This is a genomic window from Stenotrophomonas panacihumi (genome assembly GCF_001431645.1).
GTDB classification, from domain to species: Bacteria; Pseudomonadota; Gammaproteobacteria; order Xanthomonadales; family Xanthomonadaceae; genus Stenotrophomonas_A; species Stenotrophomonas_A panacihumi.
In genome coordinates this window covers 1-17718 of sequence record NZ_LLXU01000089.1, presented here as the reverse complement: position 1 = coordinate 17718, position 17718 = coordinate 1, and the positions used below count along the sequence as shown (strand labels likewise).

Genomic DNA, 17718 nt, shown 5'->3' with positions numbered 1-17718 from the left:
CGCGCATGTTGTCGCTGGACGCGCATGGCCGCGTACTGGATTGGATCAACTGGCAGGACGCCGCCTGCCTCTACGCGCGCGATGCGGTGTCCTGGACGTTGGGCGACCCGTGCCTGCAGATCCACGGCGGCACCTGCCGGGTGACAGGCGAGCGCAGCGTGCTCGACCTGCACCCGATCATCGCCGCGCGCGGCCACGCGCGTTCGCGTGCACTTGATCCGACCCCTACCCTTACCAACACCGCGCTGTTCGCCCGCGACGCGCAGCTGTGCCTGTACTGCGGCCAGCAGTTCAGCCGGCCGCACCTCACCCGCGACCACGTCATGCCGGTATCCAAGGGCGGCCGCGATACCTGGGAGAACGTGGTCACCGCGTGCTTCCACTGCAATTCGCGCAAGAGCAACCGCACGCCGCAGCAGGCCGGCATGCCGCTGCTCGCGGTGCCATATCGCCCGAGCTGGATCGAACACCTGATCCTGTCCAACCGCCACATCCTCGCCGACCAGATGGCGTTCCTGCGCAACCAGTTGCCGAAGAAATCCAAGCTGCTGGCGTAGAGAACAAAAATGGGCACGACGGCGGAACCGTCGTGCCCTTCCAGCCCACGCGTCGGGAAATGTCACACGGCCGAGCGCGCGACGATCTCCACGCGGCGGTCCGGCGCCAGGCAGGCCACCAGCGCCGGCCGCGACAACGACCCACCACACGCCGTCAACGGCTCCGACTCGCCCCTGCCCTGCGCGCTGATGGCCGACGGCGGCAGGCCCTGGGAGATCAGAACGCTGCGCACGGTGTCGGCGCGGCGCTGCGACAGGTACTGGTTCGCCGCGTCGTCACCGATGCGATCGGCGTGGCCAACCACCTGCACATCACGAATACCCTCGGCACTCCGCAGCAGTTCGGCGGCGATCTGCTGCAGGCGGGCGCGGCCGGCGCTGCTCAGGTCGCTTTCCGACCACTTGCCGAAGGCGAACAGGGTGTCGGCCTGCAGCGCGAACTGCCGGGGCTGCGCCGGCGCGGCCGGCAGCGGCGCCGGGGCCACGGCCGCCGGTGCCAACAGCTGCGCGCATTCGCCGGGTGCCCAGTACATGTTGCGGGCGATTTCCCGCGAATCGAACAGCACCTTGAAGCGGCAGGGCGCCGGGTTGCCCACCGCGTCTTTCAGCTGGAACAGGTAGTCCCATTCGCGCGCGGAGAACCCCTCGCGGAAATGCGGCGAGCCGACGAGCGCGCGCAGTTGGGTCTTGGTCATGCCGATGGCCAGCGGCCGCAGGCTTTCCACCGCCGGCGCCGTGCCGCCCTTCACCACCATGCGGCCCTCGTCGGGAAAGACGATCTCAGACGCCGCGCCATCGGCGGCCAGGCCACGACTGACGGATGTACTGCAACCGACGCTCGCCAACGCGGGAGCCAACAACGCGAGCACGGCGATTTTCTTCTTGATGTTCATGTAAGTTCCTTGGAATGTGCGCCCAGCCCCGGACGGCGGCGAGGCCGCCGCCCGGGAAACCGGATTACCACTGGATGCCGACGCCGACGGAGAAGCCGAAATCGCCGCGGGTGTTGCCACTGGCCTGGGCCTTGTAGACATAGCGCCCGTTGTCGGTAACGCCGGACAGGCCCACCGCCAGCGCCGACTCGCCCTGGAAGCTGCCCACGCCCGCCGACAGCATGTTCGCGCCCGGCAGGTACGCCTGCGGCATGCCCGCCATCGCCATCGCGGCCGCGGTACCGCCGCGCGCTTCGCGACGCGCCACCCAGGCGTCTTCCTTGACCTGCTGGAAGCGGCTGTCGGTGTAGCTTTTGGCCTTGCCCAGCGTCTTCGCCATGCCGTCCTGCAGCTGCTGCACGTTGGCCGCATCGGTCGGGGCCTTGCCGGCGCCGACGTTGCGTACCACCGTCGTGCCGCCGCCACCCGGGCCACCCAGGCTCAGGCTGCCGTAGTCGGGCGTGGCACCCGGCGCAGGCGCGTCGTAGCGGATCGAGCCGGCCTGCGAGTTCTTCAACTGAGAGACGTTGACCGCGTCGGTATCGGCCTGGCCAGCCGCCACATGGCTGACCGTACGCTCGTTGCCCTTGCTGCCCACCGACACCGTACTTGCCTTCTCCGCCACCGAACCGGCGCCCAGCGCGACGCTGTTGTCGGCCTGCGCCCTCGCCCCGTTGCCCATCGCCACGCTGCCATCGCCGCTGGCGTTGGCTGCCGGACCGGCGGCGACCGAATCGGCGCCGGAAGCGACCGAGTCAGCGCCGCTGGAGTTGGCGTGGAAGTACTTCACGCCCGCCCCGTCGGTGATGCCCTTGATCGCCTGCGCGTTGTGGGTGACACGTCCGTCCAGGTTGGTGATGGCATCGCCGGCGTTGTTCACCGTCCTGCCATCGACGGCGTAGGTCGGACCGGTGACCGAACCATCCGGGTTCACCTTGGCACCACCGCCCAGACCATCGGCCACCGACTTGGCGACGCCATGCAGCTGGCCACCGTTCACCGCTTCGTTCGAAGCCTCGGTGACCGCGCCCTTGGCCACGCCGGCCAGCACGCGATCGCCCTGGGTGCCGCTGATGGTGACGCGCTTGCCGTCGGTCTGCGCGGCGACGTTGATGTCACGGCTGGCGCTGTCCTGATCCACCAGGGTGGGCCCGTTGCCCGTGCCGTTGTTGATCATGTCGCCCAGGTTGGTGATCGCCTCACCCACGGTGGTCACGGTCTTGCCGCCGACCTTGTAGGTCGGGCCGCTGACCGAACCGTCCGGGTTCACCTGGGCACCGCCGCCCAGCGAGTTGGCAAGCGGCTTGAGCTGCGACAGGTTCACCGCATCGGTGTCCTGCGTGCCCTTGGCCACGTTGACGACCTGGCGCTCGCTACCCGCGGCGCCGACCGAGACCGTGTTGGCACGGTTGGCCACCGCGCCCTTGCCCAGCGCCACGGCGTTGGCCGCCTGCGCCGTCGCCATCGGGCCGATCGCGATGCTGTCCATGCCGCTGGCCACCGCATCGGCCAGCGAGGAATTGGCACGGAAGTACTTGATGCCCTTGCCACCGTTGACCTGGTCGCCCAGATCGGTGACGCGCGCATCCACGTTGGTCACGCGACCGTCGACTTCAGTGAGGGCGTCGCCCACGTTGTTCACGGTCTTGCCACCGACACTGTACGTCGGGCCGGTCACCGAGCCGTCCGGATTGACCTTCGCGCCGCCGCCCAGCGCATCGGCCGTGGCCTTCTCCGCAGCGTACAGCTGACCGCCGTTGACCGCGTCCTTGGAGTCATTGCCCACCGTGCCGTTCGCTACGCCCGTCACGACTCGTTCGCCTTCGGTTCCCTTCAGGTCGATCTTCTTGCCGTTGCTGTCCTTGCCCACGGTGATGTCGCGGCTGGTCAGGTCCTGCTTCACCAGGCCATCGGCGCTGACGTTGTTGATCATGTCGCCCAGGTTGGTGAGCGCGTCGCCCACGTTGGTCACGGTCTTGCCACCGACGTTGTACGTCGGGCCGGTCACCGAACCGTCCGGGCCGATCTTCGACCCACCGCCCAGCGAATCGGCCATCGTCTTGTTGGTGCCGTACAGCTGCGAACCGTTGACGGCCTCCACCGACGTCGCGGTGAGCGCACCCTTCGAGACGCCGCTCAGCACGCGGCTGCCCGCCGTACCGGCGAAATCCACCATGGTGCCGTCGCGATCCTTGGCCACGGTGATCTTGCGGCTGGTCGCATCCTGCTGCACCAGGCCGATCTGGCCGTTGGCAACCTGGTCGCCCAGGTTGGTCACGCGACCGTCGATGCTGGTGACACGGCCGTCGACGTTGTCGATGGCGTCGCCCACGTTGTTCACGGTCTTGCCGCCGACCTTGTACGTCGGGCCAGTCACGGAGCCATCCGGGTTGACCTTGGCGCCGCCACCCAGGGCGTCGGTCGTGGCCTTCTCCGCAGCGTACAGCTGACCGCCGTTCACCACATCCTTCGAGCCCGTGGCAATCGCACCGTCGGCCACGCCGGTCACCACGCGCTCGCCCTCGGTGCCCTTCAGGTCGATCTTCTTGCCATTGCTGTCCTTGCCCACGGTGATATCGCGGCTGGTCAGGTCCTGCTTCACCAGGCCATCGGCGCTGACATTGTTGATCATGTCGCCCAGGTTGGTGAGGGCGTCGCCCACGTTGGTCACGCTCTTGCCGCCGACGCTGTAGGTCGGGCCCGTCACCGAACCATCCGGCTTGAGCTGCGCGCCACCACCCAGCGCATCCGTCACACCCTTGAGCTGGGAGACATTCACCGCATCGGTGTCCTGCGTGCCCTTGGCCACGTTCACCACCTGGCGCTGGGCGCTCGCCGAACCCACCGACAACGTATTGGCGCGATCGGCCACCGCGCCCTTGCCCAGGGCCACCGAACCGGCGGCCAACGCGCTGGCGTTCGGGCCCATGGCGATGCTGTCAGTGCCCGAGGCCACGGCATCGGCCAGGCTCGAGTTGGCGCGGAAGTACTTGATGCCGGCACCATTGTTGATGCTGCTCACGGTGTCGCCGATGTTGGTCACGCGGCCATCGATGTTGTCGATGGCGTCGCCCACGTTGTTCACGGTCTTGTCGCCGACCTTGTAGGTCGGGCCGCTCACGGAGCCATCCGGGTTCACCTTCGCGCCGCCGCCCAGGGCATCGGTCGTGGCCTTCTCGGCAGCGTACAGCTGGCCACCGTTGACCGCGTCCTTGCCATCCTTGGCCACCGCGCCGTTCGCTACGCCGGTAACCACGCGTTCGCCCTCGGTGCCCTTCAGGTCAATCTTCTTGCCGTTGCTGTCCTTGCCCACGGTGATGTCGCGGCTGGTCAGGTCCTGCTTCACCAGGCCGTCGGCGCTGACGTTGTTGATCATGTCGCCCAGGTTGGTGAGGGCGTCACCCACGTTGCCCACGCTCTTGTCGCCGACCTTGTAGGTCGGGCCGCTCACCGTGCCATCCGGGTTGACCTTGGCGCCGCCACCCAGGGAATCGGCGACCGCCTTGTTGGTGCCGTACAGCTGCGCGCCGTTGACTGCCTCCACCGAAGTGGGGGTGATGGCGCCCTTAGAAACACCGTTCAGGACGCGGGTGCCCGCGGTGCCGGTGAAATCGACCTGCGTGCCGTCGCGATCCTTGGCCACCGTGATCTTGCGGCTCGCCGGATCCTGCTTCACCAGGCCGATCTCGCCGTTGTTGATCTGGTCGCCCAACTGGGAGACACGACCATCGACATTGGTCACACGACCGTCGGCGGCGGCCAGCGCATCGCCAACATTGTTGTGAGCCTTGCCGCCCACGTTGTAGGTCGGACCGCTCACCGTGCCGTCCGGGTTGACCTTCGCGCCGCCACCCAAAGCGTCGGTCGTGGCCTTCTCCGCAGCGTACAGCTGGCCACCGTTGACCGCGTCCTTGCCATCCTTGGCCACCGCGCCGTTCGCTACGCCCGTCACCACGCGCTCGCCTTCGGTTCCCTTCAGGTCGATCTTCTTGCCGTTGCTGTCCTTGCCCACGGTGATGTCGCGGCTGGTCAGATCCTGTTTCACCAGGCCGTCGGCGCTCACGTTGTTGATCATGTCGCCCAGGTTGGTGAGGGCGTCGCCCACGTTGCCCACGCTCTTGTCGCCGACCTTGTAGGTCGGGCCGCTCACCGTGCCATCCGGGTTGACCTTCGCGCCGCCACCCAGCGAATCGGCGACCGTCTTGTTGGTGCCGTACAGCTGCGCGCCGTTGACAGCCTCCACCGAAGTGGGGGTGATGGCGCCCTTAGAAACACCGTTCAGGACGCGGGTGCCCGCGGTGCCGGTGAAATCGACCTGCGTGCCGTCGCGATCCTTGGCCACCGTGATCTTGCGGCTCGCCGGATCCTGCTTCACCAGGCCGATCTCGCCGTTGTTGATCTGGTCGCCCAACTGGGTGACACGACCGTCGGCGGCGGTCAGCGCATCGCCAACATTGTTGTGAGCCTTGCCGCCCACGTTGTAGGTCGGACCGCTCACCGTGCCGTCCGGGTTGACCTTCGCGCCGCCGCCCAGGGCATCGGTCGTGGCCTTCTCCGCAGCGTACAGCTGACCGCCGTTCACCACGTCCTTCGAGCCGGTGGCAATCACGCCATCGGCCACACCGGTAACCACGCGCTCGCCCTCGGTGCCCTTCAGGTCAACCAGCTTGCCGCCGGTGTCCTTTGCCACGGTCACTGCCTTGGTAGAAGGATCCTGCTTGACCAGTCCGATCTCGCCCTTGGCGATCTGGTCGCCCAAGGTGGTCACTCGTCCGTCGACGTGGGTGACGCGGCCATCCACGGTGGTCAGCGCATCGCCAACATTGTTATGAGCCTTGCCGCCCACGTTGTAGGTCGGACCACTCACCGTGCCGTCCGGCTTGACCTTCGCGCCGCCGCCCAGGGCATCGGTCGTGGCCTTCTCCGCGTTGTACAGCTGACCGCCGTTCACCACGTCCTTCGAGCCGGTGGCAATCACGCCATCGGCCACGCCGGTGACCACTCGCTCGCCCTCGGTACCCTTCAGGTCAATCTTCTTGCCGTTGCTGTCCTTGCCCACGGTGATATCCCGGCTGGTCAGATCCTGCTTCACCAGGCCATCGGCGCTGACGTTGTTGATCATGTCGCCCAGGTTGGTGAGGGCGTCACCCACGTTGCCCACGCTCTTGTCGCCGACCTTGTAGGTGGGGCCGCTCACCGTGCCATCCGGGTTGACCTTCGCGCCGCCACCCAGGGAATCGGCGACCGCCTTGTTGGTGCCGTACAGCTGTGCGCCGTTGACTGCCTCCACCGAAGTGGGGGTGATGGCGCCCTTAGAAACACCGTTCAGGACGCGGGTGCCCGCGGTGCCGGTGAAATCGACCTGCGTGCCGTCGCGATCCTTGGCCACGGTGATCTTGCGGCTCGCCGGATCCTGCTTCACCAGGCCGATCTCGCCGTTGTTGATCCGGTCGCCCAACTGGGTGACACGACCATCGACATTGGTCACACGACCGTCGGTGGCGGCCAGCGCATCGCCAACATTGTTATGAGCCTTGCCGCCCACGTTGTAGGTCGGACCACTCACCGTGCCGTCCGGGTTGACCTTCGCGCCGCCCCCCAGGGCATCGGTCGTGGCCTTCTCCGCGTTGTACAGCTGACCGCCGTTCACCACGTCCTTCGAGCCCGTGGCAATCGCACCGTCGGCCACGCCGGTGACCACGCGCTCGCCTTCGGTACCCTTCAGGTCGATCTTCTTGCCGTTGCTGTCCTTGCCCACGGTGATATCGCGGCTGGTCAGGTCCTGCTTCACCAGACCATCGGCGCTGACGTTGTTGATCTGGTCGCCCAGCTTGGTGACACGACCATCGATATCGGTGACGCGACCATCCACGGCAGCCAGCGCATCGCCAACATTGTTGTGAGTCTTGCCGCCCACGTTGTAACCCGGCGCGATCACGGCCCCATCAGCCGCCACGCCCGCGCCGCCGCCCAACGCGGAGGTCACCCCCTTGAGCTGCGAAACGTTGACCGCGTCGGTATCCTGCGTGCCCTTGGCAACGTTGACGATCTGGCGCCGGTTGGACTCTGAGCCCACCGAGATCGTATTGATGCGATTGGCCTGCGAACCCGCACCCAAGGCGACCGAATCGGTTTGGCTCGCTGTCGCATACATGCCCAATGCAGTCGAGCCCATAGCAGAGGCGGTGGCGCTGCGGCCAAACGCAGCGCTGTTCCAACCAGAAGCAATGGATTTCTCGCCAACCGCCAGCGAAGTGTCGCCGGTGGCCTTGGAGCCACTGCCCAGCGCCGTAGAGCGGATTCCGCTGGCTTCGCTTGCCGGACCGATCGACACGCTGTTCATGCCGCTTGCCTTGGCGTCAGCGTCAGAGGAGTTGGCGCGGAAATACTTGATACCCGCGCCGCTGTTGATGTTGTTGATCGCAGTCGTATTTCCCCCAACGCGACCGTCGATATCGCCCAGGGCGTCCCCCACGTTATTGAACTTCTTGCCTCCCACGCTGTAACCCGGTGCGGTCACCGCCCCATCGCCAACGACACCCGCGCCCCCGCCGAGCGCGGAAGTCACGCCCCTGAGCTGGGAAACGTTCACCGCATCGGTGTCCTGCGTACCCTTGGCAACGTTGACCACCTGGCGCTTGTTCGAATCGAAACCCACAGATACGGTGTTTGCGCGATCAGCGACCGACCAGCTGCCGAGCGCAACCGCGTTTTCCGCCTTGGCAGTCGCGCTATGCCCCATGGCCACGGAGCTGCCAGCAGCTGATCCGGTCGACGCACGGTCACCAATTGCCAGAGAGGCATTGCCGAGGGTCTTCGTGTTGGCACCTATCGCCTGGGAGAAGCCAGCTTCGGCAACTGCGTTCTGGCCGATCGCAATCGCCTCAGCACCCTTGGCGGCTGCATTGACTGCGATGGCTACGCTGGCTCCGCCGGATGCGGCCGACGATGCACCCATTGCAATCGCGTTCTCGGCCGATGTCATGGCCGACTTGCCGATGACCACAGAGCCCGGGGCATTCGTCGCCTGCGTGCTCCTTCCCATCGCGATGGCATAGCTTGAGTTGGCCACTGCGGTCGCCGAACCGATCGCGATGGCGAACTCCGATGCACTGTCGGTCAGCAGGCGGGGACCTCCTTGGCCACCGATGCCGATGCTTCCGTTGCCTTCGACCTGAAGCTGATTGCCCACGGCCACGGTATTGACGCCACGGGCGCTGACATCCACGCCTACCGCGGTCGAATCCAGGCCGGGGGCATGGTTGCGGATGCCCACTGACAACGAATTGCCGCCCGTGGCACTACCGCCGCCGATCGATTGCGCCTGTGCCATCGAAGGCGCACCGAACGCGAATGCAATAAACAGCGGCGCGAGGGCCGGTGCGAGCGCGCCAGCCCCGCCTTGCGAACTACCGGTTGCAGCGTGCGACTTGGCCAGTTCCGAGGCCACTACCAGCGCACAGCGTTCCCGGTTCCACACGAGACGATAAATCTTATTCATTCGAAAGCCACCCAGGTTGAGAAGGTGGCGGAATGATCTGGATCGCCTCTCTGGCGATATATGAGAAAAGTCGCACTAAAACGCGACCAACAGAGACGGTCGCGGGCAGTCGCGATTGCCAACCCTGGAACCAACAAAAAATAATTTGGGAAAACAGCAACTTAAAAAGATTGCACGGAGGAGGCGCCCCACAGCACTCCTGCGTTTCTTGTCAATAAAACTTCTGCGCAATCACGTTTATTCAGACATTTATTGGAAATTTCCAATGATCCATTAGCGCCGGAAAATGATGAATTGCTGGCACTGCGCACATAAGTTCAGTTTCAAGCGGCACTTGAGTGAGACCTCCGCGCCCTGGTAAGGCACGTCACGCGTGGAAGATGGGCCGACTGCCGCCGCCGCCCTTGATCGCGTAACCTAGCCACCTTCATGAATACCCCACCTACCCTGCGCACCGTCCACGCCACCCGCTACGTCACGCCGCTGCGCGAAGGCGGCTCGTTGCCCGCGGTGATCGAAGCCGACGACGACGGCATGTACGTGATGAAGTTCCGCGGCGCCGGCCAAGGCCCCAAGGCTTTGATCGCCGAGCTGATCTCCGGCGAACTGGCCCGCGTGCTTGGCCTGCCGATGCCCGAGCTGGTATTCGCCGAGCTGGACCGCGAATTCGCCCGCACCGAACCGGACCCTGAAATCCAGGACCTGATTCGCGCCAGCGAAGGACTGAACCTCGCCATCGACTACCTGCCCGGCGCGATCAACTACGACCCTGCCGCCATGCGGCCGGACCCGGCCCTGGCCTCGCGCATCGTCTGGTTCGACGCCTGCATCTCCAACGTCGACCGCACCACGCGCAATACCAACCTCATGGTGTGGCACGGCAAGCTCTACCTGATCGACCACGGCGCCTCGCTGTACTTCCACCATGACTGGGCCAGCGCGGGCGACGCGGCGGCCAAGCCGTTCGCGATGATCCGCGACCACGTGCTGCTGCCCTTCGCCACGGACATCGCCGCGGCGGATGCGGAACTGGCACCGAAGCTGGACGTGGACACGCTGCGCGCGATCGTCGCGCAGGTGCCGGAGGCATGGCTGTTGCCGGACCCGGCCTTCGCCGACACGCATGCGCAGCGCGAGGCCTATGTCGACCACCTGCAGCAACGCCTGGCGCAGCGCCGGGTCTTCGTCGAGGAGGCGCTCCGTGCCCACGCCGCACACGTATGACTACGCGGTCATCCGCGTGGTGCCGCGGGTGGAGCGCGAGGAGTTCATCAACGTCGGGGTGATCGTCTCCTGCCCGACGGCACGCCACCTCGAGGCACGCATCGAGCTGGACGAGGCGCGCCTGCGCGCGTTCGCGCCTTCCCTGGATATCGACGCGCTGCGGCCCTACCTCGATGCCATCGTGGCGATCTGCAACGGCGACGCGAACGCCGGGCCGATCGCCGCGCTGCCGCCACGCGCGCGGTTCCACTGGCTCACAGCCAAGCGCAGTTCCATCGTGCAGGTCTCGCCCGCGCACGTCGGCCGCACCACGCAGCCGGAGCGCGTGGTGGAGCACCTCATGCAGCGCATGGTGCGGCTGCCGGACTGACCCGCCGCCGCTCCCGCGGGAGCGACTTCAGCCGCCTGCCTCAGCCCCTCACCCTTCCGGCCCGAACGAAGGCGGCAGCTCACCGGCGCCCCACTGCTCGTTCGCCGTGGTCCCCAGCGTGAATTCCAGCGTCCCGCCGTGGCGGATGAAGTCCGCCGGCAGCCAGGCCTTTGTCGCGGCCTTGCCATCCACGCGCAACGACTGCACGTAGGGCGCATCCATCGCGGCGCCTTGCGCGTCGATCTCGATCTTCGCCCCCGGACGCGCGATCACCGCACGCGGGAACAACGGGCTGCCGACGACCAGCTCGGCGCGACCCGGATACACCGGATACAGCCCCAGCGCGGACCACACGTACCAGGACGACATCTGCCCCAAGTCGTCGTTGCCCGAGATGCCTTCAGGCGTGTTGGTCCAGATCTGCTTCATCGCCGCGCGCACGGTGGCCTGCGTCTTCCATGGTTGGCCGACGAAGTGGTACAGCCACGGCGCGGCGATCGACGGCTCGTTGTCGAGCTCGGCATGCAGCGGGCCGGACTTGGTGACCGCCCAGCTGCCATCCGGGTTGCGGAAAAATGCGTCTAGCCGTTGCGCGGTCTGCTCCCGGCCGCCGAGCAGCGCGATCAGCCCGGCCGGATCGAACGGCACCATCCACAGGTACTGCGCACCGCTGCCTTCCACGAACTCCTCGTCGGAAGCCGGATCGAACGCGGGCCAGCTGCCATCCGCATTGCGCGGCTGCAGATAACCGCCCTGCGCGGTGGCTTGCGGGTTGAACAGGTGGCGCCAGCCGCCGGAGCGGGTGCGGAACTGCCTGGCGCCGTCGCGATCACCCGCGGCCATCGCCAGTTCGGCGAGGCCGAAATCCGCGGCGGCCAATTCCAGCGTATCGGAGGCCGAACCCCAACCCGGCGCACCCACCGGCATGTAGCCCAGTCGCAGCCAGGCATCCAGGCCCGGGCGCTGGCCGACGCACAGCACCGGGCAACCCTTGCGGCTGAGGTCCTTTTCGGTCGGCACGGTGGCGGCGCGCTTGAGCGAGGCGTAAGCACGCTTGAGGTCGAAGCCGCGGCCACCGAAGGCATGGATCGCCGCCAGCGAGGGCGGCGACGGATCACCGTTCATCACGCCGGTGGCGCCAGTCAGATGGGTCCAGCGATCCCACACCCCGCCATTCTGGTCGGCCTGGTTGAGCAGCGACTGCGCGATGTCCGAACCCACCTGCGGCTGCAGCAACGTCACCAGTTGCAGCTGCGAGCGGTAGACGTCCCAGCCCGAATAGTTGGCGTACTGCGCCTGCTGCCCGCGCGAGAGGCGATGCACCGCGCCGTCGAAGCCGCGATAGCGCCCATCGACGTCGCTGTAGAGATTCGGCGCGAGCATCGCGTGGTAGAGCGCGGTGTAGAAGACAGTGCGCTCGTCCGGCGTGCCGCCGTCGACCTGGATGCGGCCCAGCAGCGCGTTCCAGCTGGCGCGCGTGGCCGCCTGCGTGGCTTCCAGCGTGGCACCGATCGGCGCCTCCCTGGCCAGGTTGGCGCGGGCACCCGCCTCATCCACATACGACACACCAATGCGCACGTTGACCGTACTGCCGTCGGCGAAGCTGATCCAGCCGCCCGCGCCCTTGCCCGCCGGCGGATGGCCGCGCGTGCCGTAGGTGGTGCCGCCCTCGCCTTCGCTCGCACCGGCATGCAACTGATCGTCGCGCCAGGTACCGCCGACCTGGAACGGCTGGTCGAAGCGGGCGACGAAATGCAGCGTGTAATAGCTTTCGCGACGATCCTCCGCGAGATAGCCGCAGAAGTTGCCGCTGGTCACCGAGCCGCTGACGGTGCGCGTGGCGGGATCGATGTGGATCGTCGATGCATTGCTGCCCACCTGGCTGTCGGAGGTGCGCAGCAGCAGGTTGGCCGGCTTGTCGGCCGGGAAAGCGAAGCGGCCGGCCGCGGTGCGCTCGGTGGCGCCGAGCGAGACCGCCACGCCGTTGTCGAGCGTGAGCGAATACGCGCCGGGGCTGGCGTGCTCCTTCGCATGGTCGAGCAGGCTGGCGTACATCAGGCCGGCATCCACCGAGGAAGGCGACGTGCCCACCGGCACCGTCACCGGCATCAGCGGGATGTCGCCGCCCGCGCCGGTACAGCCGCTGCCGGAGACGCGCGTCAGGCTGAAGCCGCGCACGCCGTTGGCGCGCCATTCGTAGCCCCCCGGGGCGGCGATCGGAAAGCGCTTGCCGGGCAGCGGCGTCTGTTCCGGGCTGAAGGCCACCAGGCCGAACGGCATCGTCGCGCCGGGGTAGACATTGCCGCCGTTGGTGGTACCGATGAACGGATTGACCTGGCCGGCAAGGTCCATGGCGGCAGGCGGCGTGGCGGAGGCGGCACCGGCAGCCAGCACGAGGCAGGCGGCGGACAGCGCGGGGCGACGGACGATCATCGGGCACTCCCATCGAAGGATTTGCCCATCCTCGCCAATTAGATCGTTCCAAACCATGGGACAGAAGTACCGGTCCAGCGACCCCGGTCCCCTTTCAGGCCTTCGGAACGCGGAACGCCGGCTTGCGCCGGCGTTCCGTTTCAATCCTGTGCGACGGCGCGGGCTCAGCCCTGCGACGGCGCCTCGCTGGCGGCGTTTTCGGCCACCGGCTCGTCCAGCCCTTCCTCGCCTTCGTCCAGCGAGGCATCCAGGCGTTCGACCGCCTGCAGCTTCTCGCCCTTGGACAGGCGGATCAGGGTGACACCCTGGGTATTGCGGCCGACGCGCGAGATCTCCGAACCGCGCGTACGCACCAGCGTGCCGCCGTCGGAAATGAGCAGCACCTCGTCGCGCCCACCCAGCAGCACCGCGGCCACCAGCTTGCCGTTGCGTTCGCTGGTCTGGATGCCGATCACGCCCTGCGTGCCGCGGCCCTTGCGCGGATACTCGCCCAGCGCGGTGCGCTTGCCGTAGCCGTTCTCGGTGGCGGTGAGGATGTAGGCCGCGCCGGTGTCCTCGACGTCCGTCTGCACCGATTCGTCGCCACCGGTATCGACCACTTCCTCGGCCGCGTCGTCCTCGGCCTCGTCGTCGCTGCCACTGGCCGGCTCGGCGACGATCAGGCTCACCACCTCCTCGCCGTTGGCCAGGCGGATGCCGCGCACGCCGGTGGCGGTGCGGCCCATCGAACGCACGCGATCCTCGCCGAAACGCACGGTCTTGCCGTTGGAGGCGAACAGCAGGATGTCGCGCTCGCCATCGGTCAGCGCCACGTCGACCAGCGCATCGCCCTCGTCGAGGTTGATGGCGATCTTGCCGCGCGCCAGACGGAAGGCGAACTCGCTCAGCGGGGTCTTCTTCACCGTGCCGTTGCGGGTGGCGAAGAACACGTACTGGCCTTCGGCGTATTCGCGCACCGGCAGTACCGCCTGCACGCGCTCGCCGGCTTCCAGCGGAATCCAGTTGATGATCGGGCGGCCGCGCGCGTTCGAGCCGGCCTCCGGCAACTGGTGCACCGGCAGCCAGAACACCTTGCCGCTGCTGGTGAAGGTCAGCAGCGTGTCATGCGTGTTGACCAGCCACAGGTGGTCGATGAAATCCTCTTCCTTCGTCGCCGCCGCGCTGCGGCCACGGCCGCCGCGACGCTGGGCGCGGTAGGCGCTGACCGGCTGGCGCTTGGCGTAGCCGGCGTGCGAGAGCGTGACCACCACGTCTTCCGGGGCGATCAGGTCGAGGATGTCGAGGTCTTCTTCGCTGTGGCGGATCTCGGTACGACGTTCGTCGCCGAATTCCTCGCGCACGTTGTTGAGCTCGTCGCGGATCACCTGCAGCAGCACGTCCGGGTTTTCCAGGATGCGGATCAGGCCGGCGATGGTCTCCAGCAGCTGCTTGTATTCGTCGGTGAGCTTGTCCTGCTCCAGGCCGGTCAGGCGGTGCAGGCGCATTTCCAGGATCTGCTGCGCCTGGACCTCGGTGAGCTGGTAGAAGCCGCCGATCAGGCCCACGCCCTTCGGCAGGTCTTCCGGCTTGGACGCTTCCGCGCCGGCGGCGCCCAGCAGCGCGGCGACCAGGCCCGGCTCCCAGGTCTTGGCCAGCATGCGCTCCTTGGCCTCCTGCGGGTTGGCCGAGGTCTTGATCAGCTCGATCATCTCGTCGATGTTGGCGAGCGCGACGGTCAGGCCTTCCAGGATGTGCGCGCGGGCGCGCGCCTTGCGCAGTTCGAAGATGGTGCGGCGGGTGACGACCTCGCGGCGGTGGCGCAGGAACGCCTCCAGCATCTCCTTGAGGTTCATCAGCTTCGGGCGGCCATCGACCAGCGCCACCATGTTGATGCCGAACACCGACTCCATCTGGGTCTGCTGGTACAGGTTGTTCAGCACGACCTCGGCCGATTCCCCGCGCTTGACCTCGATGAAGATGCGCATGCCGTCCTTGTCGGACTCATCGCGCAGCTCGGAGATGCCGTCGATCTTCTTTTCCTTGACCAGCTCGGCGATCTTCTCGATCAGACGCGCCTTGTTGACCTGGTACGGAATCTCGGTGACGACGATCGCCTCGCGGCCGTTGTCGGCCACTTCCACTTCGGCCTTGGCGCGGATGCGCACGCGGCCGCGGCCGGTGCGATAGCCGGCGACGATGCCGGCGGTGCCGTTGATGATGCCGGCGGTCGGGAAATCCGGGCCCGGGATGTATTCCATCAGCCCGTCGACGTCGATCTCCGGGTTGTCGATCAGCGCGATGCAGGCGTTGATCGACTCGGTGAGGCTGTGCGGCGGGATGTTGGTCGCCATGCCGACCGCGATACCGGCCGAACCGTTGACCAGCAGGTTCGGGAACCGGGTCGGCATGACCGTCGGCTCCAGTTCCTTTTCATCGTAGTTGGGCTGGAAATCGACGGTTTCCTTGTCGATGTCGGCGATGAGCTCGTGCGTCAGGCGCGACATGCGCGCTTCGGTGTAACGCATCGCCGCGGCGGAGTCGCCGTCGACCGAGCCGAAGTTGCCCTGGCCATCCACCAGCAGGTAGCGCAGCGAGAACGGCTGGGCCATGCGCACCAGCGTGTCGTAGACCGACTGGTCGCCGTGCGGATGGTACTTACCGATCACGTCACCGACGATACGCGCCGACTTGTAGTACGGCTTGTTGCTGTGCGCACCGAGCTCGTTCATCGCGAAGAGCACGCGGCGGTGCACTGGCTTGAGGCCGTCTCGGGCATCCGGGAGGGCGCGCCCCACGATCACGCTCATGGCGTAATCGAGGTAGCTCTTGCGCATCTCGTCTTCCAGGTTGACCTGGATGATTTCCTTGGCGGTTTCTGCCATTCGCTGCCCGTGTCTTGTTCAGTTTGGACGCCGGAAAACCCGTGCCGCGCAGCCTTGCGCGGGGGCCTTCCTTCAACCCACGGATTGTACCACGAAGGGCGAATTTCGCCTTGTTGGGACAAGGACTTGGCGGGTCGCGGGGGCTTTGCGGCCCACCCGCCGGCCCTCAGCCGAAGGCGGCCCGCATCTTCTCCAGCGTCGGGCTTTCGATGACCCCACGCTCGGTCACGATGGCATCGATCAGCGTGCCCGGGGTGACGTCGAACACCGGGTTCCAGGCCGCGATGCCCTCGGCCACCGTACGCGTGCCGCCGATGCCGAACAGCTCGCCCGGGTCGCGCTGCTCGATCTCGATCTGCGCGCCGTCGGCGGTATCCATGTCCATCGTCGAGGACGGCGCCACCACCATGAACTTGACCCCGTGGTGGCGCGCGGCGATCGCCAGCTGGTAGGTGCCGATCTTGTTGGCCGTGTCGCCATTGGCGCAGATGCGGTCCGCGCCGACCACCACCCACTGCACCGCGCCGGTCTTCATCAGGTGCGAGGCGGCGGAGTCGGCGATCAGCGTGGCGTCGATGCCGTCCTGCTGCAGCTCCCACACGGTCAGGCGCGCGCCCTGCAGCCACGGCCGGGTTTCGCCGGCGAACACGCGGCCGATGCGGCCCTGCGCCATGCCGGCGCGGATCACGCCCAGCGCGGTGCCGAAGCCGGCGGTGGCCAGCGAACCGGTATTGCAGTGGGTCAGCACGCCGCTGCCCGGGGTGATCAGCCCCGCGCCCAGCGCGCCCATGTGGCGGTTGGCGGCCAGGTCTTCGTCGGAAATCGCCTGCGCCTCGCGTTCCAGCACGGCGCGCCAATCCGCGCCGGCACCTTCCAGCGCGCGGCGCATGCGCGCCAGCGCCCAGGCCAGGTTGACCGCGGTCGGGCGCGCGGCGTTGAGCCGCTGCAGTGCCGGTTCCAGCTTGCGCGCGGCATCCTCGCCATCGGCGGCTTCCACCGCGCGCGCGGCCAGCACCACGCCCCAGGCGGCGGCAATGCCGATCGCCGGCGCACCCCGCACCGCCAGCGCGTGGATGGCATGGGCGACCTCGTCGCTGTCGCGGCAATGCACATGCTCCACGAGGAAGGGCAGCTTGCGCTGGTCGAGCAGCTCCAGCACCTCGCCGGTCCACAGGATCGGGCGGATGTGGTCGTAGCGGGCGTAATCGATGGCGGTGTCGTTCATGCCGCCATTGTAAGCGCCGGGGCGCTGCGGGTCAGTCGACCACGAATTCGCCGCGGCACCCCTGATCCACCCACACCCCGTCGCGGCTCCAGCCCCAGCTGCTGCCTTCCACGCAGGCACTGTTGGACAGCTGTCGCTGCAGGCGCGCGCCGCGCTCGATGGTGACGCCGCACATGCGCCGGGTCTTGCCCTTGGATTCGCAGGTCAGCAGCCGCGGCACGTCGACGAAGCCGCTGCCGTCCTCGGCGCCCAGCTCGAATTCGCCATCGCAGCCACGCGAGACCCAGATTTCATTGCGGCGCACGCCCCAGCTGCGCCCTTCCTTGCACGGCCACGCGGAGAGCTGGCGCAGCAGCCGCACGGGCGCGCCGCGCAGCATCAGCGGGCAGCTGTTCTGGCGGCCGTCCGATTCGCAGCGCACCACGCGCCGCATCGGCACCTCGCCCATCGGGGCCAGCGCGCGGAACTCGCCGCGGCAGCCGAGCGCGACCCAGATGCCGCCGCGTTCGATATCCCACTCGCTGCCACGGATGCAGGTATTGCCGGATAGCTGGCGCACCAGCTCCACGCCATGCCGGGTTTCGATGGGGCAATGCACGCGCGACATGTCGCGCG

Annotated in this window: 10 protein-coding genes and 1 pseudogene; 4 read left to right on the top strand and 7 right to left on the bottom strand. The window is 67.3% G+C overall.

The genetic code is table 11. The features are described from left to right. Positions 1-5 precede the first annotated feature (5 nt). On the top strand, positions 6-557 hold the full coding sequence (locus ARC20_RS11425) for an HNH endonuclease (RefSeq protein ID WP_425478526.1): 552 nt from the start codon (positions 6-8) through the stop codon (positions 555-557). Positions 558-619: 62 nt separating this feature from the next. Here ARC20_RS11425 and ARC20_RS11420 read toward each other — a convergent pair whose 3' ends face one another. Both ARC20_RS11420 and ARC20_RS11415 read right to left on the bottom strand, forming a co-directional pair. Beyond that, positions 620-1450, bottom strand: a complete 831-nt coding sequence (locus ARC20_RS11420) for an OmpA family protein (RefSeq protein ID WP_057647192.1) — start codon at positions 1448-1450, stop codon at positions 620-622. 64 nt (positions 1451-1514) lie between these two features. Further along, positions 1515-8447 carry a YadA-like family protein gene (locus ARC20_RS11415; RefSeq protein WP_425478527.1) on the bottom strand — a complete coding sequence of 2311 codons (6933 nt, stop codon included), beginning with the start codon at positions 8445-8447 and terminating at the stop codon, positions 1515-1517. 180 nt (positions 8448-8627) lie between these two features. Between ARC20_RS11415 and ARC20_RS18780 the strand changes: the two genes are divergently transcribed. Further along, positions 8628-8768 (top strand): hypothetical protein, encoded by a 141-nt coding sequence (locus ARC20_RS18780; RefSeq protein WP_237642572.1) that lies wholly within the window; start codon positions 8628-8630, stop codon positions 8766-8768. A 90-nt stretch (positions 8769-8858) separates the two neighbouring features. Here the strand turns inward: ARC20_RS18780 and ARC20_RS18900 are convergent. Continuing rightward, positions 8859-8990: pseudogene (locus ARC20_RS18900) on the bottom strand (ESPR domain-containing protein); the annotation flags it as partial. Positions 8991-9437: 447 nt separating this feature from the next. Between ARC20_RS18900 and ARC20_RS11405 the strand changes: the two are divergent. Together ARC20_RS11405 and ARC20_RS11400 are read left to right on the top strand one after the other, a co-directional pair. Continuing rightward, positions 9438-10214, top strand: a complete 777-nt coding sequence (locus ARC20_RS11405) for a HipA family kinase (RefSeq protein WP_057647215.1) — start codon at positions 9438-9440, stop codon at positions 10212-10214. Then, entirely contained in the window at positions 10192-10584 is a 393-nt protein-coding gene (locus tag ARC20_RS11400) for a DUF3037 domain-containing protein (RefSeq protein WP_057647187.1), read from the top strand. Before ARC20_RS11405 ends, ARC20_RS11400 begins: the two co-directional genes overlap by 23 nt. A 48-nt stretch (positions 10585-10632) precedes the next feature. On the opposite strand, the gene ARC20_RS11395 is transcribed toward ARC20_RS11400, so the two are convergent. The 4 genes from ARC20_RS11395 to ARC20_RS11380 all read right to left on the bottom strand — a co-directional run. Beyond that, positions 10633-13017: a GH92 family glycosyl hydrolase gene (locus ARC20_RS11395; protein ID WP_057647185.1), complete on the bottom strand. Its 2385-nt coding sequence runs from the start codon at positions 13015-13017 to the stop codon at positions 10633-10635. 164 nt (positions 13018-13181) lie between these two features. Continuing rightward, positions 13182-15878, bottom strand: a complete 2697-nt coding sequence (gyrA, locus tag ARC20_RS11390; protein WP_057647182.1) for a DNA gyrase subunit A — start codon at positions 15876-15878, stop codon at positions 13182-13184. A gap of 166 nt (positions 15879-16044) precedes the next feature. Then, entirely contained in the window at positions 16045-17103 is a 1059-nt protein-coding gene (mtnA, locus tag ARC20_RS11385; RefSeq protein ID WP_057647181.1) for an S-methyl-5-thioribose-1-phosphate isomerase, read from the bottom strand. Between the two features lie 31 nt (positions 17104-17134). Next, a partial coding sequence (locus ARC20_RS11380; RefSeq protein WP_057647179.1) for a DUF3011 domain-containing protein occupies positions 17135-17718 on the bottom strand: 584 nt, incomplete at its 5' end.

Bases quoted from the DNA above. Each gene is read 5' to 3' on its own strand.
- ARC20_RS11425 (WP_425478526.1), top strand. From the start codon at position 6: ATGTTGTCGCTGGACGCGCATGGCCGCGTACTGGATTGGATCAACTGG.
- ARC20_RS11420 (WP_057647192.1), bottom strand. From the start codon at position 1,450: ATGAACATCAAGAAGAAAATCGCCGTGCTCGCGTTGTTGGCTCCCGCG.
- ARC20_RS11415 (WP_425478527.1), bottom strand. From the start codon at position 8,447: ATGGGTGCATCGTCGGCCGCATCCGGCGGAGCCAGCGTAGCCATCGCA.
- ARC20_RS11395 (WP_057647185.1), bottom strand. From the start codon at position 13,017: ATGATCGTCCGTCGCCCCGCGCTGTCCGCCGCCTGCCTCGTGCTGGCT.
- gyrA (WP_057647182.1), bottom strand. From the start codon at position 15,878: ATGGCAGAAACCGCCAAGGAAATCATCCAGGTCAACCTGGAAGACGAG.
- mtnA (WP_057647181.1), bottom strand. From the start codon at position 17,103: ATGAACGACACCGCCATCGATTACGCCCGCTACGACCACATCCGCCCG.